This is a genomic window from Streptomyces sp. NPDC002580 (assembly GCF_042889485.1).
Taxonomy (GTDB): Bacteria; Actinomycetota; Actinomycetes; order Streptomycetales; family Streptomycetaceae; genus Streptomyces.
This window is the reverse complement of sequence record NZ_JBIAQZ010000023.1, coordinates 24,150-46,152: the sequence shown is the minus strand read 5'-3', so window position 1 is coordinate 46,152 and position 22,003 is coordinate 24,150. Positions and strand designations below refer to the sequence as shown.

At 67.7% G+C, this 22,003-nt stretch carries 19 protein-coding genes and 5 pseudogenes; 15 read left to right on the top strand and 9 right to left on the bottom strand.

The features are described 5' to 3' along the window. From tnpA to ACFYW7_RS37930, 4 genes and pseudogenes are all read left to right on the top strand, one after another. Positions 1-246, top strand: a 246-nt coding sequence (gene tnpA / locus ACFYW7_RS37945) for an IS200/IS605 family transposase (protein WP_389511069.1), incomplete at its 5' end; no start/stop codon positions are given. 113 nt (positions 247-359) lie between these two features. After that, on the top strand, positions 360-500 hold the full coding sequence (locus ACFYW7_RS37940) for a hypothetical protein (protein WP_389511066.1): 141 nt from the start codon (positions 360-362) through the stop codon (positions 498-500). A gap of 442 nt (positions 501-942) precedes the next feature. Next, positions 943-1,691: pseudogene (locus ACFYW7_RS37935) on the top strand (transposase family protein). Positions 1,692-1,941: 250 nt separating this feature from the next. Beyond that, positions 1,942-2,379: a VOC family protein gene (locus ACFYW7_RS37930; RefSeq protein ID WP_005474438.1), complete on the top strand. Its 438-nt coding sequence runs from the start codon at positions 1,942-1,944 to the stop codon at positions 2,377-2,379. Between the two features lie 108 nt (positions 2,380-2,487). On the opposite strand, the gene ACFYW7_RS37925 is transcribed toward ACFYW7_RS37930, so the two are convergent. After that, the gene (locus tag ACFYW7_RS37925; protein WP_389511062.1) at positions 2,488-3,618 is read right to left on the bottom strand and encodes an IS110 family transposase; all 1,131 of its coding nucleotides are present in this window, start codon (positions 3,616-3,618) and stop codon (positions 2,488-2,490) included. A gap of 391 nt (positions 3,619-4,009) precedes the next feature. Between ACFYW7_RS37925 and ACFYW7_RS37920 the strand changes: the two genes are divergently transcribed. The 3 genes from ACFYW7_RS37920 to ACFYW7_RS37910 all read left to right on the top strand — a co-directional run bounded on the left by ACFYW7_RS37920 (position 4,010) and on the right by ACFYW7_RS37910 (position 6,517). Beyond that, on the top strand, positions 4,010-4,873 hold the full coding sequence (locus ACFYW7_RS37920; RefSeq protein ID WP_389511059.1) for a hypothetical protein: 864 nt from the start codon (positions 4,010-4,012) through the stop codon (positions 4,871-4,873). 109 nt (positions 4,874-4,982) lie between these two features. Then, the gene (locus ACFYW7_RS37915) at positions 4,983-5,111 is read left to right on the top strand and encodes a hypothetical protein (RefSeq protein ID WP_389511057.1); all 129 of its coding nucleotides are present in this window, start codon (positions 4,983-4,985) and stop codon (positions 5,109-5,111) included. 554 nt (positions 5,112-5,665) lie between these two features. After that, positions 5,666-6,517, top strand: a complete 852-nt coding sequence (locus tag ACFYW7_RS37910) for a hypothetical protein (protein ID WP_389511055.1) — start codon at positions 5,666-5,668, stop codon at positions 6,515-6,517. A 271-nt stretch (positions 6,518-6,788) separates the two neighbouring features. On the opposite strand, the gene ACFYW7_RS37905 is transcribed toward ACFYW7_RS37910, so the two are convergent. Beyond that, on the bottom strand, positions 6,789-7,340 hold the full coding sequence (locus ACFYW7_RS37905; protein ID WP_389511053.1) for an AAA family ATPase: 552 nt from the start codon (positions 7,338-7,340) through the stop codon (positions 6,789-6,791). A gap of 181 nt (positions 7,341-7,521) precedes the next feature. Here ACFYW7_RS37905 and ACFYW7_RS37900 point away from each other — a divergent pair, with 181 nt between their 5' ends. Next, on the top strand, positions 7,522-7,905 hold the full coding sequence (locus ACFYW7_RS37900) for a hypothetical protein (protein ID WP_389511051.1): 384 nt from the start codon (positions 7,522-7,524) through the stop codon (positions 7,903-7,905). 107 nt (positions 7,906-8,012) lie between these two features. Here the strand turns inward: ACFYW7_RS37900 and ACFYW7_RS37895 are convergent, their stop codons facing one another. Beyond that, entirely contained in the window at positions 8,013-8,588 is a 576-nt protein-coding gene (locus ACFYW7_RS37895; protein WP_389511049.1) for a hypothetical protein, read from the bottom strand. 425 nt (positions 8,589-9,013) lie between these two features. Between ACFYW7_RS37895 and ACFYW7_RS37890 the strand changes: the two genes are divergently transcribed. From ACFYW7_RS37890 to ACFYW7_RS37880, 3 genes and pseudogenes are all read left to right on the top strand, one after another. Further along, positions 9,014-9,304, top strand: a complete 291-nt coding sequence (locus ACFYW7_RS37890; protein ID WP_389511047.1) for a winged helix-turn-helix domain-containing protein — start codon at positions 9,014-9,016, stop codon at positions 9,302-9,304. Positions 9,305-10,047: 743 nt separating this feature from the next. Continuing rightward, a complete protein-coding gene (locus ACFYW7_RS37885; protein WP_376453458.1) occupies positions 10,048-10,182 on the top strand; it encodes a hypothetical protein in 135 nt (44 codons plus the stop codon). A gap of 367 nt (positions 10,183-10,549) precedes the next feature. Continuing rightward, positions 10,550-11,569 (top strand): annotated as a pseudogene (locus tag ACFYW7_RS37880) (IS3 family transposase). Between the two features lie 21 nt (positions 11,570-11,590). Here ACFYW7_RS37880 and ACFYW7_RS37875 read toward each other — a convergent pair. Further along, complete coding sequence (locus ACFYW7_RS37875) at positions 11,591-12,073, bottom strand: GNAT family N-acetyltransferase (protein ID WP_389511044.1); 483 nt, start codon at positions 12,071-12,073, stop codon at positions 11,591-11,593. Between the two features lie 620 nt (positions 12,074-12,693). Here ACFYW7_RS37875 and ACFYW7_RS37870 point away from each other — a divergent pair. After that, entirely contained in the window at positions 12,694-13,332 is a 639-nt protein-coding gene (locus ACFYW7_RS37870) for a transcriptional regulator (RefSeq protein WP_389511042.1), read from the top strand. Between the two features lie 193 nt (positions 13,333-13,525). Here ACFYW7_RS37870 and ACFYW7_RS37865 read toward each other — a convergent pair whose 3' ends face one another. Continuing rightward, the gene (locus ACFYW7_RS37865; RefSeq protein ID WP_389511040.1) at positions 13,526-14,452 is read right to left on the bottom strand and encodes a zinc-binding alcohol dehydrogenase family protein; all 927 of its coding nucleotides are present in this window, start codon (positions 14,450-14,452) and stop codon (positions 13,526-13,528) included. An 85-nt stretch (positions 14,453-14,537) separates the two neighbouring features. Here ACFYW7_RS37865 and ACFYW7_RS37860 point away from each other — a divergent pair, with 85 nt between their 5' ends. Further along, on the top strand, positions 14,538-14,993 hold the full coding sequence (locus tag ACFYW7_RS37860) for a MarR family winged helix-turn-helix transcriptional regulator (RefSeq protein ID WP_389511038.1): 456 nt from the start codon (positions 14,538-14,540) through the stop codon (positions 14,991-14,993). Positions 14,994-15,484: 491 nt separating this feature from the next. Here ACFYW7_RS37860 and ACFYW7_RS37855 read toward each other — a convergent pair whose 3' ends face one another. Continuing rightward, a complete protein-coding gene (locus ACFYW7_RS37855; protein ID WP_389511036.1) occupies positions 15,485-15,922 on the bottom strand; it encodes a hypothetical protein in 438 nt (145 codons plus the stop codon). Between the two features lie 430 nt (positions 15,923-16,352). Beyond that, positions 16,353-16,685: a type II toxin-antitoxin system PemK/MazF family toxin gene (locus tag ACFYW7_RS37850; protein ID WP_365882586.1), complete on the bottom strand. Its 333-nt coding sequence runs from the start codon at positions 16,683-16,685 to the stop codon at positions 16,353-16,355. 167 nt (positions 16,686-16,852) lie between these two features. On the opposite strand from ACFYW7_RS37850, the pseudogene ACFYW7_RS37845 reads away from it, so the two are divergent. Beyond that, positions 16,853-18,075: pseudogene (locus ACFYW7_RS37845) on the top strand (IS701 family transposase). A gap of 168 nt (positions 18,076-18,243) precedes the next feature. Here the strand turns inward: ACFYW7_RS37845 and ACFYW7_RS37840 are convergent. After that, positions 18,244-18,814, bottom strand: a pseudogene (locus ACFYW7_RS37840) (transposase family protein). Positions 18,815-19,214: 400 nt separating this feature from the next. Then, positions 19,215-20,249 carry a hypothetical protein gene (locus ACFYW7_RS37835; RefSeq protein ID WP_389511033.1) on the bottom strand — a complete coding sequence of 345 codons (1,035 nt, stop codon included), beginning with the start codon at positions 20,247-20,249 and terminating at the stop codon, positions 19,215-19,217. A gap of 1,093 nt (positions 20,250-21,342) precedes the next feature. Between ACFYW7_RS37835 and ACFYW7_RS37830 the strand changes: the two are divergent. Next, positions 21,343-21,448 (top strand): annotated as a pseudogene (locus ACFYW7_RS37830) (transcriptional regulator); the annotation flags it as partial. Positions 21,449-22,003: the final 555 nt, after the last annotated feature.

The window sequence follows — 22,003 nt, the reverse complement described above, 5'->3', positions numbered from 1 at the left end:
TTCAACGGCGAAGAGGACCACGTGCACCTGCTGGTGCACTACCCGCCGAAGGTTGCCCTGTCGAACCTCGTCAACAGCCTCAAGGGCGTGTCATCACGCCGGTTGCGGCAGGAGTTCACCGGCCGGGTGAACCAGGCGATCATGCACGGCCGGTTCTGGTCCGGCTCCTACTTCGCCGGCTCATGCGGTGGAGCGCCGCTCCAGGTGGTCAAGGACTACATCGAGAACCAGAAGCGGCCGGACTGAGCGCGGGCCGCCGGCGAAGCATTCCGAAGCGATGCTTTGGCGCTTCGCGCCGCAGAGCTCAGGATCGGATTCCCTCCCCGCCTGAAGGCGGGGATCCCCTCCGAAGAAGAGGGATGGAAATCTTCATCGTCGGTATCGCGGTCGGAGTACTTGCCCTCATGACCGCGCAGAAGACGAAGGCGAAGATCAAGAGCCGCTTCAGCGAAGAGGTCGAGTCGATCCTGAGGGAAAAGCAGAAGCAGCACTTCATGTGAGGCTCGGCCCCATCGCGGGGCCGAGCGCCATGCTTACGATGCCTGCCGAGTCCTGGTCGGTCTTCGAATGGTTCGAAGCGCTCAGGTTCGCTTCCCTGGCCCAGTCAAGGTCGTTGGGTGGAGTGAGGTATTGGGTGCTCGAAAGTCTCGACCGGGCAGACCAAGGAAAGGGTGAGCATGGCGCGTTCGGCGGGGGTATCGCTGGCTGAGGCGTTTCCGCAGGTCGCGGCGACGTGGCTCCAAGAGCGCAACGGTGGGCTGACACCGCAGAAGGCGACGCCGAAGATGCGGGTCACGGTGTGGTGGCGTGTCCGGCCGGGCACCAGTGAGATTCTTCGATGTGGCCATCGATCGGGTGACGGTCCGTGAAGCGCAAAGAGCGAGGCTCCCGGGCTGTTGATCGAGATGTCTGACGTCTCAATCACTTTGCTCGGGGGCCTCGTTGGTCGTCCATCCTGCCGCAATCGACCTGCCGCACGCACTCGTGGAGTGGGTCACCATGCTGATCGTCACCCGTGAGGGCGACCGGCGCCGCAAGCTCCGTCCGTCCCAGCGCGCGATGGTGGCACTGGTGTACCTGCGCGAGCACACCACCCTGGCGAAGATCGCCGCCGGGTTCGGGATCAGCGAGTCCACCGCCCATGCCTACACCAGCGCGGCGTCGACCTGCTTGCCGCGCGTGCGCCGGGCCTGCTGAGGACGCTGCGCGAGCATGATCCCGACTTCGTCCTGCTCGACGGAACCCTCGCCGAGTGCGACCGGGTCGGCGACGGCCGGGCCGACTACTCCCACAAGCACCGGCGCCACGGAGTGAACGTGCAGGTCGTCACCGATCCCGGCGGCCGGCTGCTGTGGCTCTCGCCCGCCCTGCCGGGCCGCACCCACGACCTGACCGCCGCCCGCACCCACCGGATCATCCGAATCTGCGCGCGCCAGGGCGTTCCCATCGTGGCCGATCTCGCCTACCAGGGCGCCGGTCCGTGGCTGACCACGGGCGTCAGACGCAGGCTCCTGCAGGAACTGACCCCCACCGAGAAGACCCGCAACCGTGCCCTGGCCGCCACACGTGCACCCGTCGAACGCGGCGTCGCCCGCCTGAAGTCCTGGCGGATCTTCCGCAGGTCCCGATGCAGTCCCAACCGCATGACGTCAATCGCCAAGGCCGTCCTCACACTGGAGTTGCAACGCTGAAGAAGCTCAGTGGACGGGACAACGAGCGCGCGCCATAGCCGCCCCCGGACCCATGTCACGCTGATCAGCCCGAGTCCCGAAATCGGCCCTTGAGCCCGTGTTTTCGGGCCGTATGTCCCGTCTCACCGAAGGTTGGTCAGTCTCACCGATTCCTAATGCCGTTTGTCAAGCCGCGGCGCATGCTTGAGGCAGCGGGCAGGAGGTGTCGGAGGAGCGCAGTACAGTCCGTTCATCCGACTGGGGAGGGCTCATGGGGACCAAGTGGAGCTTGACGATCGACTGCGCGTACCCGGGGAAGCTGGCCGCGTTCTGGGCGCTGGCGTTGGGCTACGAGGAGAAGCCCGCGCCCGCAGGGTTCGGGAGCTGGGAGGAGTGGTTCTCGCATCATGAGGTTCCGGAGGACGAGTGGGATGACGGGGCGTACCTCTCAGATCCGGACGGCGTGGGCCCTACCTTGTCCTTCCTGAAGGTGCCGGAGCCGAAGGTGGCGAAGAACCGGCTGCATATCGACGTGCAAGTTGGTGGCGGCCGTGAAACCCCGTGGGAGGTGCGCTGGCCGCGCGTGGTCGAGGCGGTGGAGCGGTTGACCGCTGCGGGCGCGACCGTGGTCCGCGAGGACGAGTTGCAGGGCAGGCCGGATCACGTGGTGATGGCAGACCCGGAAGGTAACGAGTTTTGTCTGGTCTGACGGAGTCGGTCAGACCACCTGGCCGCGCGCAGCGTGTCGCGTCCCTTCCTATGCGGCAGCCCTTGCCGGCGGAGCCGGCTCGTAGCACCGTCCGTCTCGCAGGAGGGCTCAGAGGACGTTGACGCGGCGGCGGGCGAGGGCGAGGACGGCCTGGGTATGGCGCTTGCCTTCGGCACGTTTGCGATCGTAGAACCGGCGCGACTCGTCGCAGTGCCGAATGCTGAACAACGCCGAGGTGTAGAAGACGCGTTGGAGGCGGCGGTTGTATCGCTGCGGACGGCGCAGGTTCCCGCTCAGCTTCCCGGAATCGCGGGGCACCGGGGCGACACCGCCGAAGCCGGCGAGGCGGTCGGCGGTGCCGAATGCCGCCATGTCCCCACCGGTGGCAGCCAGGAACTCGGCGCCGAGGATGACGCCCAGGCCGGGCATGCTGGTGATCACCTCGAAGGTGCGGTGGTCACGAAACCGGGCCTCGATGGCCTTGTCGAGCTCGGCGACCTGCTGGTTGAGGCTCATCACCTCCTTCGCCAGGGTGTGCACCAACGTGGCGGCCAGCTTCTCGCCGGGCAGGCTCGTGTGTTGCCGTTCGGCGGCCTGGACAGCGGTTTCGGCGAGCCGGTCGGGGCGGACGACGTGGCGGTTGCGCAGCCAGGTCTCCAGCCGCTTGACGCCGATCCGGCGGACGGCCGCAGGGGTCTGATAGCCGGTGATCAAGGTGAGAGGGCCGGTGTTGGTGAGGTCCAAGGCCTGCTCCAGCCTGGGGAAGATGCCGGTGAGTTGGGCACGGAGACGGTTGACGGTGCGGGTGCGGTCGGCGACCAGGTCCATGCGACGGCCGGTGAGGATTTTGAGATCGATGACGGTGTCGTCGCCGGTGCGTAAGGGGTACAGGTCCCGGCGGACGCGGACCTGGTCTGCGATGACGGCGGCGTCCTTGGCGTCGGTCTTGCCCTCGCCGCGGTAGCTCTCGGAGGCGCGGTGAATGGCCCGGCCGGAGATGTAGTGGAGCGGCTGGTCGTGGTTGACCAGGAGCGCGATGGCCAGGGAGGCCCCGCCGTCGGCCAGGTCGATACCCCAGGTCACTTTGTCCCCCAGGGTCTGGACATCGGCGAGGAGTTCGAGCAGTTCGGGTTCGTCGTTGGCGACGCGTCGCGACAGCAGCCGGCGGCCGCTCTCGTCGATCGCGACGCAGTGATGGTGGGCTTTGCCTGCGTCGATGCCGGCCCAGATCGCGGCCATGTGGTGCCTCCGTGCGGTGTGGTGCTGATGCCTCCCGACGGACGACCTCGCTGTCGATTCCCTACGGAGCGATCATTCGCAATTCCTAATTGGCAGCCGAGTCGTCGTGGGGCATCGGGCGGCCAATCGATGGAAGCCACACCCGGCGCCCCTGGATGGGTGAACCATACGAAGAACTCACCACGTCCCGCAGGACAACGTAGGGAACCTTGACCACTCGGCTGTTTGTCTCATCGAACTTTGATCGCCGCAGGTCAAATGCAGGTGGACCCCAGGGACAGGCCGGCGCCACCTGGTCGGCTGACGCGCTGTCGCCTGCGATTCCTGTCCTCGAGGAGTTGCGGCTCGCTGTGACCTTACGAACTCCTTTGCAGGGCCGTACCTTTGAGTCATGGAAACTCGGCGTCCCGGCTCGCTTGCGGAAGTTGTGTTACCCGTGACAGCCGGATGGCGGCTGCTGTTCGTGCCCAGCAGGGCCCGCGAGCTGGCTACCACGCTCGGCGGGAGCATCATGGTCCCGCCGGTGGTCGCAGCCCCACTTCTACTGGCCGCGCTGGTGCCCGCCGTGCTCTCGGGAAACTCATTCTTCTGGGGCTGTTTTTGGGTCCTACTGGCGCTCACGGTGGTCGCAGTGATCGTGCTCACCGTGGCCATGATGTACGTCACGGTCTCCCTGAAGGTGCGGTGGGTCGAGCTCCGCACCCTGGGAACTCCGGCCCAGGTCGTGATCGCCCGCTTTCTGCGTTCGTCGACCATGGCGATGGCTGATCTGCACCGAGTGGTCGTCATCGAGCGACTCAGTCTGGGGCAGCGACAGTCGATCAAAGTGGTGTTGCATACCGGCAGCGAGACGGTGGAGTGCGAACCGGCGACGTTCGCACCGTTCTCTCGGGTCGACGCACAGGCGCTGACCGGCTGGTTGACCGAGCAACTCGGCCAGCTCCAGGTGGCGGTGGAGCGTCAGACGGAGGTCAAGCGAGACTTCCTGCGTCCGGACGAGTGGTGGACCCGGTCCTACACCGCCGAGCTGTGGCGGGTACCCGTCGGCGAGGTCGACGACATGGCCGCCCAACGCGGCGTCGAAATCTACCAGTACACGCCCCGGGCAGCCGCGATGTCGAACCCTGGCACTTCGGTCACCGTCTACGACCCGGGCCGGGCCTACGACGTCGCCGAAGAACTCCGCGCGGAACGAGCCGCCGACAGCACGGCAGGCCCCGGCCCGGCCGAGGACGACGCAACGGATTCCCGCTGACTCGATCGGGCCGGTCCTGACCTAGTTCGGAGACTGCACTCCATGAGCGGGCGGATGGCATCGCCTGCGTGGTGACGAAACCCGTCGAAGTTAGCCCGAAATCCCCTCCGTGAGGCCGCAGGGGCCCGGCGACGAGGTCCGTGCCGCCGTCGACGCGGCGACCACGTCGGCCGCACGACTCGCCCTGGCCCTGGCCCTGGCCGCCGTCCATGCCAGCCCGACCGAAGGCAGTGCGTGAATTCCAGCTCGATGACGTGGACCGGGGCAATCCCCGCCTGGTCCTGGCCGACCGCGCCCGCCCGCTGGACGACCTCACCCGCCAGGCGACCCTTGGCCAGCCCCGTCGCTGTCAGCGCCAGCCTGGCTCGGGGCCGTCTGCCTTGACCTGCGGCGATCAAAGTTCGATGAGACAAACAGCCGAGTGGTCAAGGTTCGGTGAGACTGACCAACCTTCGGTGAGACGGGACACCGTACAGACAGCGTGACAGCGCGGCGTGACACTCGATCGAGTGAACGTGACACCCGGAGCGTGACAGTCACTTTCGGTGATCATGCGAGGGTCCGGCTCCCCTCTATGTCGCGGGTGCCCTTTGATGGACGATCTCGACCGATTGACAGGTGAGTTTGACCGCTGGACTCAAGGAGACAGCTCGCCTACGGGATCGGTGTCAGCGGTCCCCGCGAGCATACGGATCATGAAACGATCCGACGATCTCCTGGCGGATCGCTCGGGCCGCTGCGAGGTTGCTGCCGACGTGGGAAACGGCGACTCGAGCGGCAGAAGTCGACGGAGTGCTGAAGCTGGTCGGCCAGGCGCATTGGGCTGAGGGCTGGATCCAGCAGCTCACCGGCCGCGGTCCTCAGCCGGCGGCCGCCGAAGACCGGGAGAGCATCGCCTTCGTGTTGGATGCGGTGCTGGCCGACTGGTCGCAGAGTGCCGCCCGGGCCGTGGCCGAGGACCGGGCTCATGGTGTCCTTGCCCCCACGACTGCGGAGATCACTCGCAGTCTGACCCGGGCCGTACTGTCCCTGACCGGCCACGAGGTGTTCGCGCCGATCGCCCCCTACGTACGTACCTACCGTGAGCTGCGCCTGCCGGTCGTCCCCGACGGCAAGGGCCGCTACGGCCGGGTCGACGTGGTCATCTGGCTTCCCGGCGGTCCGGACATCGTCGTGGAGATCGACTCCGCACCAAATGCCGCTTCCGCGCAAAAGCTCGCCTTCGCGCGCGACGTCGGGGCCTGGCCGCTGTGGGTCCGTTTCGGCTCTGGCGGTATTGAGGAGATCGACGGGGTGACGGTCCTCGACATCCGTGGAGCCGTCCGCGGCGTGCGTGAGGCCGGCTCCCGAACCGGGCTCGCACCGCGTTTGTCCCATCTCGCTGGGCTTCATCGCCTTTCGCCGGAGCTTGACCGGCCAGGCTTGCCTGCCTTCTTGCCGAGGAGGGCGGGCCCAGGGTTATCCACAGGTGGTCAGGCGAGATCTGAACGCCTGCGATCCTGGCGTCATGACCTACCGCCGTCCCAATCGAGAACGTGCATTCAGGCAGGCCCGACGGGCTCTCGCCTCGCGCCGCCGACCGACCCCGCCGTACTTGGTCGAGAACGTTGCAGCGCCGGTGGGTATGTCCGGTTTCACCGCTGAGCATTTCGTTCAGGGCTGGGGCATCGGTGCAGCACCACCCGCCAACGACTAACGAATCTCGACCCGCTGACCACCTCGCGCGCATCAGACCGCCCGCGCAGCAGCCGGTGCGCATCCGGCCAGGCCGCGATGTCAGTTCGGCAAGCCGGTGAGCTCCCCCAGGTGGCGATCTTCGACCGTGCATCCGGCCTCCTGGAAAACGGATACCTGCCTGGTGGGCAACGGAGGCGACGGTGCTGGCCGCCGACCGTCACTTGCGCTCACCATCAGGTCAGAACGAACCGGACTCGATGATCTCTTCGCCCTCGCCGTGAGGGGGTTCGAAGCGTGCGCAGAAGTCCCTGAGTGCAGACTCGGTGACCATCAACGCGTCGCCGTCCTCACGCTGATTGCGCTCCTGCAGGCGACGCAGCAGTTCGTCGTGAGGGGCAGGGAAGTACAACAGTCGGCACTGCCCGCCCGCCTCCTCGACGAGATTCCTCCACTCGTCCCGGGAGGAGCTCAGCCACAGGTCGTGGTCCAGGACCACGTCACGGCCAGCGGCGACCAGGTTGACCAGTCGCTCGCGGACTTCGGCGGCTACGGGGGCCTCCAGGGCGAAATACTCTCGCTCCGGATAGTCCACGCCGTACCGGCCGTGCCGGGCGTGCACGATCTCGTCCACCGACAGCCGCACCGCCCCGGCCCGCTCCAGCCGCCGCTTCGCGAACGTGGTCTTGCCCGAGCCGGTCAGTCCAGCCAGCAGCCATACCACCGATACGGTCTCGCGGCCGTCCTGGGCCCCTCCGGATTCCGCCACCCGCACGCGTTCTTCCTCGGTCAACGGAAATGCCCTCTCCTCCAGGCTGCCACCCCATGCCCTTCGCGGGGCTGATCCGGCCGCGACTGCCCTCTGGCTGACGAGGGCCCACCGGTCAAAAGCGCGGCGCAGGCCGAGCGCTGCGGTGACGGTGCCGCCGAGCTCACCGCCAGGGAAGGCACCGGGACGGTCGGCGTTATCCCGGGTGGGAAATGGCTGTCAGGTATGTGAGTCGAGTGCCCTGTTCAGGGCTCCGTCCCCGCTGCCCGCACCCGTCGCCGATCTCGTGCGCGCCTACCTGGCGGAACAGCCCCGCCTCGCCCGGTCCAGCAGCCGGAGCATGGCCTGGCTGTTCCCCGGCCGGCAGCCCAGGCATCCGATGGACCCGACCAGCCTGCTCGACCAGCTCCGAGCCGCCGGGGTTCCCACCCAGCGCGGCCGGGCCTCAGCGATCCGCCAGCTGGTACTCCAAGCCCCCGCTCCCGTCGTCGCCCGGGCCCTCGGCTACCACGACAAGACCACCACCCGTCTGATCGTCGAAGCCGGTGGAACCTGGAGCCGATACGCCCCCGGCGACCACAGCCAGTGATCGCTACAGGTCGCCGGTTGCGCCCGTCTCCGTGGAGCGGCCAACGCAGCGACGGATGTGATCAAGGGCCTCGCCCTCCTCCACCCCACGTCATGAGTCACACCACGTCAGGCCGTGCACTGGCCGTTGACGCGGTACTCCTCGGAGGGCATTGAGTCCCACTCAGTGTTCGCGCCGTCGCGCGTCACCATGAACAACGGACGCGATCGGAGGACCTGCCCAACCAGTTGCCCGCGCATCACGACCCCGGAGTCATCCGGTCCTGCGTAGCCCTCGGGCCTGTAGCGAAAGCGCACGTCCATTGCCTCGGCATAAGCGATTGCGTCGCTCTCCAGCTCCGACAGGTCTCTCCCGACCAGCGGGATTCCGTCGTACGCGACCTGGGGACCGTGCACGGCGTCGACAGCGATGCAGAACAGCCCCACGGCTTGGCTCACATAGGCCGTGACGGCAGGCGGTGAAGGAGCCGCTCCGCGACGGTGGACTTCGACCTTCCAAGTCGGCGAGAAGATCGCGTAGCGCCACGCACACTCGCTGACCTTCGTCTGGCCAAGCACCTCAGCCGCTTCGACCACTCCCTCGACGGTCATACCGAACCGGAGCGGTCCGACGCCGACAGCCGGCGAATAGGACCACTCATCCCGTTCGGCGACGCCGAAATCGGCCTCCGACTTGAACGTCATAGTCACCCCCCGGAGACACCTGAGAACTTGCCGCCGCCCATCATGTCAATCGCCGATCAGCAGACTGCCGCCGAGCTCGCGCGGATCACTCAGCGCAAGCCCCATCTGGGCTCGGCCGCGAATACGCGACACCTGAACATGCAAGCTCACCAGTCCCGAGGGCCTTGGAGGTCCTACTGACCTTTCCGTTGGGTTGTCGGGGTGGGCTTTCCTTGGTCCCAGCGGTAGTTCGGGGTCAGGAGGCATGCCCAGGGCGGTGGGCTCACTCCGCAGGGACAGGCCGCGCGTGAGCGGGTGCGTACGCACGCCGCCGACGGCTTTGCGCGGGGCAAGAAGAACGTGGTGACAGCCGAACGGCTTCGGGTCAGTGCGCGGTCGGTGGAACACCGGCGCCGGTCCCGGCGTGAGCGAGGCCGGCAGGCACTGTGCGTTTCGGGTCCCGCCAAGCGGCCGGAGGTCGACGACAGCGACTTCGCCGAGCTCGAGCCGCTCCTGCTGAACGGTGCGATGGCCCAGGGCGGACGGACGAGCGGTGGACGCTCTCAAGGGCGCGCGTGCTGATCGTGGATCACCTCGGCGTGTCCTTGTCCATCCGGGGAGTGGGGGAACTGCTGCGACGGCACGGCTGGTCGTGTCGGCAGCCCGCGCGGCGGGCGGTCGAACGGACGAAGCGGCGGTGGCCGAATCTCAGTGGAACGGATGATCTGGTGGAGTAACGGCTCACGACTCTCAGTGGACACATATGACCGTACGCGTAGCGATCGACGTCGGCTCCGAACGGCTGGGCGTGAACTCCGGCTGCGGTTCACCGGCATCCGGAAGGCGGTCACAGGCTCCTCATGGGCCCTGCAGGCAGGATCGTCTTCGGCCCGCGCGCAGGAGAGCACGGTCGAGCCTCCGACCCTTTACCACTGCGGGATCACCGCGGCAATGCGACAGTGAAACCATGAGCCGTCACCGACGCCCCTCGCGGCGGGCCTCGTGGATAGCGGGCGGCGCCGCCGTTCTCGTTCTCGGCGGCGCCGGAACGTGGCTGTTGCTGGAGTCGGAGGGGAACACACCCGACTCAGCGGCGACGGCTCCGAGCACACTCCCGTCGAGAGCGGAACCGTCGGAAACACCCGAGCCGCACACCTCCACCTCAGCGCTTTCGACACCCGAACCCACCGCGACCACAATGTCCCACTCCCCCAGGCCGGTGCCCTCCACTAACCGCCCGACAGCTCACCCGTCGGCGGTCGGCCCGCATACCACCCAGCCATCGCAGCCGATACATACGTCTCCTCCACCCACACGTCCTCAGTCGGTGCTGCGGCCCTCCGAGACCATGACGCAACCGACGTTGACTGCCTCGGCTCCACTCTCCAGCCCGTCGACATCAACGCCTCGCCCTGGAAGCAGCGGTCCGGTCACCACCATCTGGTACACGTCCCCTACCGCTGTCGCCGCCGCACAGCGCATGGCCCTGGCCGAAACCGTCGGCGACCCCGCATGTTCCCTGGCCTCGGCAGGCCCGCCGGACCCCGGCCTCGTCCCCCACGTGGACCGGATCGGTATCGGTAACGAGGGGAACTACTGGTGCCTGATCTGGTGAAGGGGGCAAGTTCAGGAAGGGGGACCGTAAGACATTCGGCTCTTCCAAAAATTTCGTAGGCGTTGCCGATGCGGGCGGTCCGAGTCTCGCCTCCGGCCTGGTCGCGGCCGGGCAGCTCGACATCGTCCAGGGAACCGTCTTCCGATACTGGCGCGAGAATCTGGCAGTCGGAAAACGTCTGGCTCCCTGGGTGACACCTCCGGCTTGATCGGTCTCGTCCTATGCGGCCGCCGTACCAAGGGCTTCACCCGAAGGCGGGAAAGCGGCGAATTCCTCGAACAGCCGACGGTTCTTGAGGCAGTGAGGCTGATCCTTTGGAGTGGGCACCCTGGCAATGGATCCTGATGGTCCAGGGAGGGATGTCCAGGTGGGACGCAGGTCTTCATATTCGGAGGAGTTCCGGAAGGACGCTGTCGCGCTCTACCGCGCCGCTACCGGGAAGCGGACGTACGCGGCGGTGGCCGCGGATCTCGGCATCACCGCGGAGTCGCTGCGGACGTGGGTCCGCAAGGACGAGGCCCAGGCCGCGCCCGGACACCGTGACGCGGGCGGAAGCGAGGCGGAGGAGCTGGCCCGGCTGCGGGCGGAGAGCACTCGGCTGCTCAAGGCCGAGAAGGAGTGGCACCTGGAGCGCGAGATCCTGCGCCGGGCAGCCGCCTATTTCGCTCGGGAGGTGAAGTGAGACCCCACCGCTGGGACTTCATCTCCGACAACCGCGCCGACTTCGGCGTCAAGCGGATCTGCCGGGTGCTCGGAACATCTCGCGCTGGCTACTACCGGCACTTGGCCACCGAGCAGGCCCGCGCCGGACCTGGTGATGCGCGACTTCACCGCGGACACGCTGAACACCAGGTGGTGCGGCGACATCACGTACATAGTCGTCGGCACGACGTGGCTCTACCTCGCCACGGTGATCGATATCTGCTCGAGAAAAGTGGTGGGCTGGTCGATCGCCGACCACATGCGGGCTTCCCTGGTCACCGACGCGATCGAGATGGCTGTGGCCACCCGCGGCGGCCGGGTCCATGGCGTCGTTTTTCACACAGACAGGGGCGCCCAGTACGGCGCGGCCGCCTTCGCCGAGGTCTGCCACCGGCACGGCATCCGCCGCAGCATGGACCGGGTCGGCTCGAGCTATGACAATGCCCTCGCCGAGTCGTTCTTCCAGGGCCTCAAGCGCGAATTGCTCCATGGCCGCCGCTGGACCTCGAAGGCACAGACCCGGCTCGAGCTGTTCCGCTGGCCTTCGTACTGCAACCGGCGCCGTCGGCACTCCGCGCTCGGCTACCTCACACCAGCCGAGTTCGAACAACGATTGATCACGCCACGTACGCTGTCACTCGTCGCACGAAACCCGGTGTCCACTCCCGGGGATCAACCTCACTGACGGCGTCAGGTCGGGTGGGGATCATCCGTCCAACCGCAGCACCAGCTCGTCGATCTCCTCTCCCCGCGCGTTCGCGAAGCCCCGGTCCTCGCCGACGACCTTGAAACCACACTTCTCCAGGACCCGCACCGATCCGGTGTTGTCCGCCGCCGCCCGGGCGCGCAGCGGGCGTTCGGGGAGTTCGGCGAGCAGCGCCCGCAGCGCCGCGGTCGCAATGCCCCGCCCCCAGTAGTAGCGATCGATGAAGTACGTGACCTCCCGCTCGCCCGGCTCGCCGTACACGGCCGCGTGCCCGACCACATCGCCGTCCGCGAGCACGGTGCGGGTGACGACGTCGGGCGAGGCGAGGATGCGATTCCAATGTGCGTCGAAGTAGACCCGGTCCGTCGGGTCCTCGGCAGTGAAGGCGGCCATCCGGTTGGACTCGGGGTCGCTCATGAGCCGGAAGTACACGGGCAGATCGCTGGGGTGCACGGGACGCAGGGTGACATCTGGGGAAGCCATGGGCCCGACCCTAACGACCTTGGGGGAAGGACGGAGGTAAGTCGGCCGTGACATGGGAAGGCCGTTACGGGTTGGGCGAGTTGTGAAGCCGACCTGGGCCCGTGCGGCCCGTACGCATGCCGCCCTGTCCCGAGTCTCCCGCGCATATTTCGGGGAGTTGCCCGAAGGGCTCGCCCCGCCGCCCTGGGCGGCGGCCCGGCGTCGGCCCCACAGGTGGTGAGGGGCGGGTCCCACAAGCGGGCCGAGGGGGCCGGACGCAAGCCGCGCCTGGTGTTCGCCGACCGGCTCGCGGCCACCGTGGTCCACCTGCGGCTCGGGCTGCCACATGAGCCCCGTCACGATCTTCTGTGTCTGATCAGACGCAGCCTCGAGACCACGCGTCCGGCAGCCCTCCCTCCAGACCGGCGCCCCGGGCACGGACATCCCATCGGGTGGGCAACTCGCCCGCGGCGGCAGGCCCACCGTCGGCGCGGTGATCCGGCGTACCGCCGTACGGCACCTTCGGAAGATCCAGGCCGCGCCCTGGCGGTCACCCGACCACGATCCGCCCGGAAGGGTCTGGCCGGTCGGCTGAGAGGCGTCCCGGGCAGTGCCTCTGGGCCGGATGCGATCATGGCCGTGTGCCATCACATGTCTCGGACACCGGTCTGTTGGTCCTGCACGCCGTCCGCCTGGGCGGCATGATCGAGGCGCGCGCGGCGGCTGCGCGCTTCGGCCTGGAGCCCGCACCTGTCACCGAACTGCTGCTCGACTACGAGTCGTGCGGGTGGGTCCGCCGCGCGGACTTCGCCGGTATCGGCGGCTGGAGTCTCACCGAGCTGGGGCGGGCGGAGAACGAGCGGCAGCTCGCCGCCGAGCTCAGCTCGTTCGGTACCCGGCCGATCGTCGCGGATGCCCACACCGCGTTCCTTCCGCTCAACGCCCGTTTCCAGACGGCGGTCACCCGCTGGCAGGTGCGTCCGGCTCCAGGAGACCCCCTGGCGGTCAACGACCACACCGACTTCCGCTGGGACGACCGGGTGATCGACAGCCTCGGCTCCCTCGGCAGGCGTCTGGCGGCCCTGTGCACCGGACCCGCCGAAGCGATGGCGCGCTTCGACGGCTACGGCGGCCGCTACGCCGCCGCGCTCGCCCGGGTGGAACGTGGAGAACGGCGCTGGGTCGACGCGGTCGGCCAGGACTCCTGCCACACCGTGTGGTTCCAGTTCCACGAGGACCTGCTGGCGACCCTCGGCATCGCGCGCGGCTCCGAGTCGTAACCCGCTCGACCCGGGCGGGTCGGGGCGACGTTGCCAGACCGACGATGAGCGCATGCTTCTCCATGTTCGCTCCTTGCCGCGAACGCTGCCTGTCGCCTCCGCTGGGCGGCAGGCAGCTTCAGGCTCGACGATGAGCAGGGCGACAGGTGCTGCCACCCGACCCCGGGTGGGGACCGGGTGGCCGGGCAGCGGGTTACGGGACGAAGACGAGGCGCTCACTGGCCGGCTCGTTCCACGCCTGGCCTATCCGGGCGAGAGGGACGGCGCGGGCCTGGACGTCGAGGGCGTTGTCGGTCACCGCGGCGACCAGTTCGGGTAGTTCGGCGATGAAGTCGCGGGGGGAGACGGAGCCGATGCCGCTGCCCACGATCTGCAGCCGGGCCGCGCGCAGCGCCGCCGACGGGATCGGCGCGGGGTCGCCTGCGATGGAGCCGATCTGGACCCAGGTGAGCGGTGCGGAGCGGTCGGCGCGGGCGGTGAGGATCGGCAGCATGGCGCCTGCGGCGGGGGCGCCCCACACGAAGTCGAGGACCACGTCGACGTCGGCCGCGGCGGCGATCTCGTCGAAGGTGAGGGCCTGGTGGGCGCCGAGCTCGGTAAGGGTCTTCAGACGCTCGGCGTCGCGGCCGACAGCGAAGACCTCGGCGGCTCCGAACCTCTTGGCGATCTGGACGGCCATGCGTCCGGCGCTGCCGGTGGCCCCGAGGATGAGAACACGCTGGCCCTCGCGGAAGGTGATGCGGCGGCGCAGCGCCACCCAGGAGGACATGCCCGGGTTCATGGCGGCGGCGATCCGGACGGGGTCCGCGTCGTCGGGCAGGACGATGCTGCGCCGGGCGTCGATGACGGTGCGCTCGGCGAAGGTGCCCAGGTTCGTGTCGTCCAGGACGGCGTAGCGCAGGCGGCCCTGGGGGTCTCGGACGACGCCGTCGACGCCGGGCACGAGGGGGAAGACGCCGGTGGCGGAGTAGTGGCTGCCGTCCGCCTTGGCGCGGGTCAGGTGGTGCAGGCCCGCGGCGAGGACGTCGACGACCATGTCGTGCTCGCTCCGGGCGACGGGGTCGGGGTGCTCGCTGTAGGCGGGCGGGGTGCCGTAGGACGTGAGGACTGCTGCGCGCATGACGAACTCCCGATCGGTTGGTTTGTATTCCCAATCAATCTCAGAGTTATTGGTAATGCAAACAAAGTCAAGTAGGGTGGCAGCCATGGCTCCCGACGACTCCACAGACACCCTGGTCGACGGCCTGGTCCGCAGCGCCTTCCAGGTCATGGGAGTGCTCACCCGCATCGGCGCGGAGCACGACCTCTCCCTCACCCAGCTGCGCGTGCTCGGTATCCTGCGAGACCGGCAACCGCGCATGAGCGAACTGGCAGCCGTCCTCGGCCTCGACAAGTCGTCTCTCTCGGGCCTCATCGACCGTGCCGATCGACGCGGCCTGCTCACGCGCGGCACCCACCAGGACGACAAACGCGCCGTCGTCGTCCTCATCACCGACGCCGGACGCGACCTCACCCAGCGCCTGTACGAAGAAGTCCTGGACGCCCTCGCGCCGGCCACCGGTCGGCTCGACCCGGAGCAGCGGCAGACGCTGGCTCAGCTGCTCGAGCCCATCCTCACCCCGCCGCTCCACCTCACACCCCGCTCCGCCGGCCGGCGCTGAAAACGCCTGGGCATGCGGACCGGCCGCCGAAGACGCACTGGACCAGCCGAACGCCGTTCATGCCGCCGCACGAACAGTTGCGCGCGTGGCGAGCACACCCCGGACCTCCGGCCTGCGCCACACGTCCCGGTCTCCGCGTGAAAGGGCGGAGCGGGTGAGGCTCAGACGGCTGGGCGGTTTCATTCGGCCCAGCCGTCTCGTTGGTCCGGGTGCGCCGTCGACTGATGCGCAGTGGGCTCGGACCGAGCGGTCACTCCCGGACGGCACGCCGATTCGAGGTGGCCGGTGGCGGGATCACCGAGAGGTGACCGGCGCGATCGCCTTCACGTTCCAGTGCGGAACGCGGCGGGTCCGTCGGCCGGAGAGACACGGGACCGGAAAGGCGTCCGCAGCCGGTTGCGGACGCGGGTCCTCGACGGCACCTGGGGAGCCGTCTTCATCGCGCCGATGGCACGGGCCGACGCGGAAGAAGACCTGAACCGAACGACCGCTCACCGCTCCGTACGCAGCCCACCCAGCTCGGACGCCCTCTGCAAGGCCGGCACGAACTCCGGTTTCGCCTGCAGAACGAGGATCGCCAAGGTCCTGGCATCGCGGCGCTCCAGCTCGAACCGGTGGAAGGTGAGCAGGGGCGACAGGTTGGATATGTGCCTCAACTCGGTGATCCGATCCCACGGAACGACGTGCTTCACCTGGCCGAACAGCCCGGTGACGGCGAGGCCGCCGGTGTGGATGTGGCACAGGCGCACCCCGATCCGCACGGACACCCAGCCCCACGCGGCCCGCAGCCCGACCAGACCGACGATCACGGCTATCGAGATCAGCCCCTTGGAAAGCCCACCATGCGGCCTCTTGTAGATCAGGAATCCCAGAAAGATGAGACAGAAAAGCACGATGAAGCGCCGGAACATCTGCAGAACGCCACCCATCGCACCGGCTATCGGGTAACTTCCGCGTCTCTCACCGAGCTCCGCCGCACTCCTGGCACCCCGCACCATACTGTCCCCCTCGCCACCGGCCCTGCGCCCACAGAACGGATCACCATGGAACGGGTCAACTATCAAGGGGCGCAACGGCGTTGACAAGACCATGTTCGGGCACCCGTCCTGGAGGATGCCGAGCACCTCGTGGGGGCGGGTCTACCCGCCGAGCATGAAGACGTCTTCTGCCTCACGTTCCAGGAGTTCCACGACGTGGTACGCACGAACCGAAGGCGGGGCTGCCGCACTACGAGCGGTGCGAGAAGGACGAGCCGATCCGGCTACTGCGGTCATGACCACAGTGGTCGTTGCGGGACTCCAGCCGGCTTAGTACTCCAGCCGTAGATCGTGATCTCGATGGTGAGTGGCGCCTCTCCGCCTACCCGAGTTCACCGAGACGGAGGGCGTCCTCAATCTCGCTGAGCTTCGCGGAGGACAGGACGCCCGCCTGCTCGATCAGGTCGTCCTGGGACACGGTGGTCAGCCACGTGCAGGGGGTAAAGCCCGGGCGCGGGAACGCGAACCGCAGCACGCCTTCAAAGGGCAGTCCTTCCATGGCACCTACTTGCACTTCGACGCCCAGACCGCTGATGTCGACGCCCGCAGGAGTGACGACCTGCATCGCCCGGATCCTGGACGCGTCGTCTGCCGCCAGCAGTACGACCAGCCGCCGCTCGTCGAACTCCACCCACCAGACTTCGCCACGTTGCACATGTCCTCCTGACTCAGGACGGCAGGCGGAACTGCGCGACCCTGACGCGTTGTGGAGACGGGTGCGGCCACCTTTGATCATCGTGAGTTGTGTGGACTGACGAAGAGACGGTGGCCGCAGGTCACAGCATAGAACCCACCCGTTGGCAGGACGCGTTCGAGGGCCTGATGGGCCGGATCGCGGGGCGCTTCGCCCGGGTCGAACCCCGGCGCAGGGCGGCGCGGTTGGTACTCGGTCTATTGGCCGATCTGCCGCGCAAGAACTGCTGGACCATCGCCGAGTGGGCTGGCGAGACCACTCCGGACGGCATGCAGCACTTGTTGGGCAGGGCCAAGTGGGATGCCGATCAGGTCCGCGACGACGTGTGCGGCTACGTGGTGGAGCACCTGCACGACGACCGGGCAGTGCTGGTCGTCGACGAGACCGGCGATGTGAAGAAGGGCACTGGCACGGTCGGCGTCCAGCGCCAATACACCGGTACCGCCGGCGGATCGAGAACTCCCAAGTCGCCGTCTACCTGGTTTACGCAGGTCAGCGCGGCCACACCGCAGTTGACCGGGAACTCTACGTTCCGCGCTCCTGGACCTCCGACCCCGACCCCGACCGCTGCCGCGCCGTGGGCCTTGCCGAGGAAACCACCTTCGCCACCAAGCCGGAGCCGGCCACTCGTATGGTCGCCCGGTTCCTGGACGCCGGTCACCAGGCCGCATGGGTTGCTGGCGCCGAGGTCTACGGCGGCGACCCGAAGCTGCGAACCGCACTGGAGGAACGCGGCACCGGCTACGTCCTCGTGGTGGCCTGCTCGCACGAAGTCACGACCGGTGCGGGGAAGTTCTGTGCGGACATCTTGGTCAAGAAGGTGCCCAAGCGGGCCTGGCAGAAGCTCTCCGCAGGGGCCGGGGCCAAGGGTCACCGCGTCTACAACTGGGCAGTCATCGACCTCCCCGACCCCCGCTCCGGGAGTCGTCAGCTACTGATCCGCCGTAACCGCAGCACTGGCGAACTCGCCTACTACCGCTGCTACTCGCCCGCGTCCGTGCCGCTGACCGTGCTGGTCAGAGTCGCCGGATCAAGATGGCGGGTGGAGGAGTTCTTCCAGTCGGGCAAGAGTCTGGCCGCACTCGACGAGCACCAGGTCCGCCGCTATACCTCCTGGTCCCGCTTGCTCGCGCACGCTTTCCTCGCCGTCGTACGCGCAGACGAGCACACCCGCCCCGCACCCGATGCCCTCATTCCGCTCACCTGCAACGAGATCCAGCGCCTGTTCATCACCCTCGTCGTCCGACCCGTCCACGACACAGCCCGCCGGCTCGGTTGGTCGAACTGGCGACGCCGCCACCAGGCCCGATCCCAAGCCAGCCACTACCGACGACAAGCCACTCAGGCATGAAGATCACGAACTACGGCTGGAGTATTAGGGGCTCGCGTTTCCCGGACAGGTTTCTGACCGCTTATTTCACGCGACAATTCGCAACTTCTCGTACTCGGCGTGGGCTTCGCGCGGAGGGCGGTGACCCACCGCCGAGTGGAGGCGTTTGCGATTGAGCCCTTTCCCACCTCAGGTTGAGGTGTGGTGAAGGACGATGGCCTTCACGATGTCGGTGATCCGGTTGGTGCCGCAGCGGAGCTTGCGTAGCAGGTGCCAGCCCCTCAGGACGGCCATGGCCTGCTCGCCGAGGCACCGGATTTTGGCGTGGGTGCTGTTGTATCGGTCGCTTCCAGCGCTTGAGTCGGCAGCCCCGGAAAGGTAGGCGGACATGGCGGCCGGCCCCTTGGTACGCCTTGTCCGCCCAGCACTTCAGCCCTGCCGTTGCGAGCATGTCGATGATGCCGTGTTCGCGCGCGGCGGTCAGGTCGTGGGTGGGGCCGGGGTCTGCGCCTGGGTGGCGGGCACTTCGACGGCCTCGCGTATGCAGCGGCAGACCGTCGCGGTGCCGATCTCGAACCCTGCGGCGAGCTGGGCGTACGTGTCGCCGCATCGCGGGTGGGCCGGGGCGAGCAAGGCCTGACGGCCGACGGGCGGACGCCGCCGTCGCGTACCTGATCTCCCGCCGGTGAGCGGCCAGTTGCCTCGTCAGGTGCCGCAGCGTACGGCTGAACAGATCGATCGACGACGGGCGGACAAGCACGCGAAGCCCCTGACGGACACGCGTGATCTTGGCCGAGGACCCGTCTACCAGGAGCTTCGTCGTTCCGTACACCCCATGCCACCAACACCCCCACGCCACAGTCAGGTTGGAAAGGGCTCACTGGTAGAAATGATCTTCAGGCCTGAACACCACGGTCATGACGGCGCGTTGAACGCACTGGAGGCTCGCTCTCATGACGGGTGGACAACACCTGTCAGCTGAAAACTCGTTCACGAGCTCAGCCTGCCGGCCTGATATGGCAACCGACCTTCAGATCGACCACGATGCACCGGGCCGCCGGGAGCGCCACGCTGTCCATTGTCGTAGGCATCAGGGTGCCGTCGACGCCGGGCACGAAGGACCCGCCTTGGACGTGGCAATGCCGGGGGTACGGGGGATGTCATCCGGGTTGGTGCTCTGGACCGCCGAAGTCGGGGTTGGTAAACCAGGGATGGTCTCCGCCCAGCAGGGAGAGGGCGTGCGGATCGGATCGTGTCGTGGCGGCCTCGATGACAGGTTCTGCGAGCGCTTCGCGCAGGAACGGCAGAAGTCCGCGTTCCAGTAAAGCCTGTTGCCAGCCCTCCTTGGCCTGGGCAACTTCTTCCGACGGGCTGGGCGATGCCGTTTGATCGAGGCCCTGGTTACGCAGAGCCGTCAGAAACAGACCGATGGCCGCAGCCAGGACCGACGCTGCTGTGACGGCGCCCAGCACCCACCCCGTTCCCAGTGCGTCCTGAGCGTAGGCCGGTTCGGGGTCGAGGAAACTGAGAAGGTAACCGATCAGCAGGAAGATCAGCGCAGCTGTCCCCGCGAGGACGGGTGTCAGGACTGCAACGACGGCGAGGGGACTCGCGCCGGTACTCTGGGCGACCTCGCCCAGCGTCGCGGCGAGTCGGGCCGTACTTTTGTCCGCGGTGGGAGCGGGCGTCTGCGCCGGGCTAGCTGAGTGAGCGGCGTTTGAGGATCCTCGGAGTGGCGGGGAAAGGGGCGGCCGCACACGCAGGCCGAGAACGGATGCCAGCACCCGCCGCCCGAAAGACATCCCGGCCCAACGCTGCCGGGTGACTGTGCCCGCCTTATGGCTGTGGCCAGTGCCGCTGCCGAGTACGGCCGCACGGATCCTGCGGCCCAGGCTTGTGGTGGGGAGCCTGCCGCGGTCTGCCGCGGGGCTTTCGAGCGGTGGAGCCGGCAGTGGCGGGTCTGCAGGCTGGCGCCATTCGGAACGGACCTTCACATAGTGCTGGTATTCGGGAGCCGCAGCCGCCGTGATGAGGCCGCTCGCGTTGAGTGCCATGGTGCGCAGTTGTTCGGAGTTCAGCCGCTGTCCCATCGCAGCCAGTTCCGGACGGGTGGGTGCGGAACGCAGCACCTCATCGAGGATCCGCTCGTACTCCGGACGGTCCTCGCTCAGCAGGTGCTGCGGAACGGTATTCACGACAACCCCTCCCCTCCCGTTACCGGCCGGTGCTGCAAGCGTGGCACGCCTGGGCCGTCGGGGCCCGCTCCCACGTCTCCAAGTCGGGGGTTCGAATTGCTGTGGGTGACGTGCGGCAGGCCTTCGTCGTCGGTTTCCTGCCGTCGGTCAGCGCGCTGTTCACTGCGAGCGGGAGGCTGGGTGTCCGCGTCCTCCGCGAGATGTGCGGATTCCTGACTCCTTCGGCCTCCCTGCGGCTGCACCGCGGATGCCGTCACAGGGGCCGCAACTGCAGGTTGGGCGGCGTGATGGTCCGCCGCCCTTTGGGCGGTCTCCGTTTGAGGGGACGGGGCACGGACTGGCTGAGCGGCAGTTGGTGCTGTTGAAGCCGGCGGCCCGAGCGCCGGTGAGCTTGCCGCCCCCACCGCGGGCTGCACACCATCACCAACTGTCCCTATATTGGCCGCTTCTGAAGCACCCGTTCCAGGCGCCACGACTGGGTGTTCGCTGTTCCCGGTGACGATGTCGCTCACTGCCTGGACGTGGCTGAGCTGTGTGAGGAGCATGGGGGCGGACAGTCCCACGACGAGGGCAGCGTAGTGACCGCTGATCTGCCCTGTGGTACCGAAGAGGACAGCGGCTGCAGCCCCCAGCAGGCTATGTACGGCGGCCGCCGCAGAATCGGCAGCCGAATCCACGTACGCGCCGAACCTCGGCGCCTGGCCATCAGCCGCTCCAGTGGACACACGCTGCTGATGGACGTGGCGGTCAGTCAGCCATTCCCGGAACCGGGCGTATAGGTCCACGGCACCGCGTAAGAGTCCCCCCGCAGCCCCCAGAACGATCAACGTCGGGACGTCCATAGTCTCCCCCACGTGCCGCCCGGACCGAGCTGGAAAGCTCACCACCGTGTACGAGCGTAAAACGAGCAGCATGGCCGGGGAAGAGGACCTCGAACCACCGGCTGGCAGAAGCGTCCTACCGCGAGTGCTGCGCTGCTTCGGCGTAGATAGAGAGCGCAGCTTCACGGCCGGAGTCTTGCGGGTGTGACTCGTCGTGTTCGGGCGTACGAGAGCTACCACGTCTCGATCAGCCACTGCCTGTAGGTGAATTCGTCAACCGGGAGGGCCGCGGCACTCGGATCGAGATCCACCCGCTCAACCAGTCCCAGGTCGACCGCCCCCCAGCGGGTGGTCGAGTACCGCACCCTCAACGCCCGGGGGAGCCGCAGTGACCTGGCAGGCCACAATGAGCGGTGGCTCGCTGTCCGGTCTGGTCTGGGATACCGGTCGGCTCACCGAATCTGTAGCTAGAGCTCATCGGCGACCTGAACGACTGACCCGGCCGCGCTGCGACGTGCACTGCTCGTGTGCGTGCTCCCGGCGAAGGAGCTCGTCGACCAGGACACCGCGCCCGGTCAATCCATCATCTCTGCCGCAGGCATCCCCACCCTGCACGGACTCACCGCCGCCCAGCGGCAACTCGTCCTGCAGGCACCCCATCCCCGGTCGCCGGATGCTGGGCTACCACACCGTCCACATTGAGGCCCCTCGCCGCCAGAGGCCACGGTCGGTGATCCACTAGCCGTCAAATCCAGTAATCAGATCACCTGGTCACAGACTCGTACCAGTACCGGACCCTGGCGATACAGCGTGGGCGCGGCGGCTGGAGGTTCGGGATCCAGGGCATTCCCCGCGCTCGCAGCGGGTTCAGGACGCGGTGTTGCACTCAAGATGACACTTAGAGGGCATCTGATCTAGGTAGTTGGTAGTTCG

Bases quoted from the DNA above. Each gene is read 5' to 3' on its own strand.
- ACFYW7_RS37885 (WP_376453458.1), top strand. From the start codon at position 10,048: ATGGCCCTGGCCGAAACCGTCGGCGACCCCGCATGTTCCCTGGCCTCG.
- ACFYW7_RS37920 (WP_389511059.1), top strand. From the start codon at position 4,010: ATGGAAACTCGGCGTCCCGGCTCGCTTGCGGAAGTTGTGTTACCCGTG.
- ACFYW7_RS37940 (WP_389511066.1), top strand. From the start codon at position 360: ATGGAAATCTTCATCGTCGGTATCGCGGTCGGAGTACTTGCCCTCATG.
- ACFYW7_RS37865 (WP_389511040.1), bottom strand. From the start codon at position 14,452: ATGCGCGCAGCAGTCCTCACGTCCTACGGCACCCCGCCCGCCTACAGC.
- ACFYW7_RS37930 (WP_005474438.1), top strand. From the start codon at position 1,942: ATGGGGACCAAGTGGAGCTTGACGATCGACTGCGCGTACCCGGGGAAG.
- ACFYW7_RS37855 (WP_389511036.1), bottom strand. From the start codon at position 15,922: ATGGGTGGCGTTCTGCAGATGTTCCGGCGCTTCATCGTGCTTTTCTGT.
- ACFYW7_RS37925 (WP_389511062.1), bottom strand. From the start codon at position 3,618: ATGGCCGCGATCTGGGCCGGCATCGACGCAGGCAAAGCCCACCATCAC.
- ACFYW7_RS37860 (WP_389511038.1), top strand. From the start codon at position 14,538: ATGGCTCCCGACGACTCCACAGACACCCTGGTCGACGGCCTGGTCCGC.
- ACFYW7_RS37875 (WP_389511044.1), bottom strand. From the start codon at position 12,073: ATGGCTTCCCCAGATGTCACCCTGCGTCCCGTGCACCCCAGCGATCTG.
- ACFYW7_RS37895 (WP_389511049.1), bottom strand. From the start codon at position 8,588: ATGACGTTCAAGTCGGAGGCCGATTTCGGCGTCGCCGAACGGGATGAG.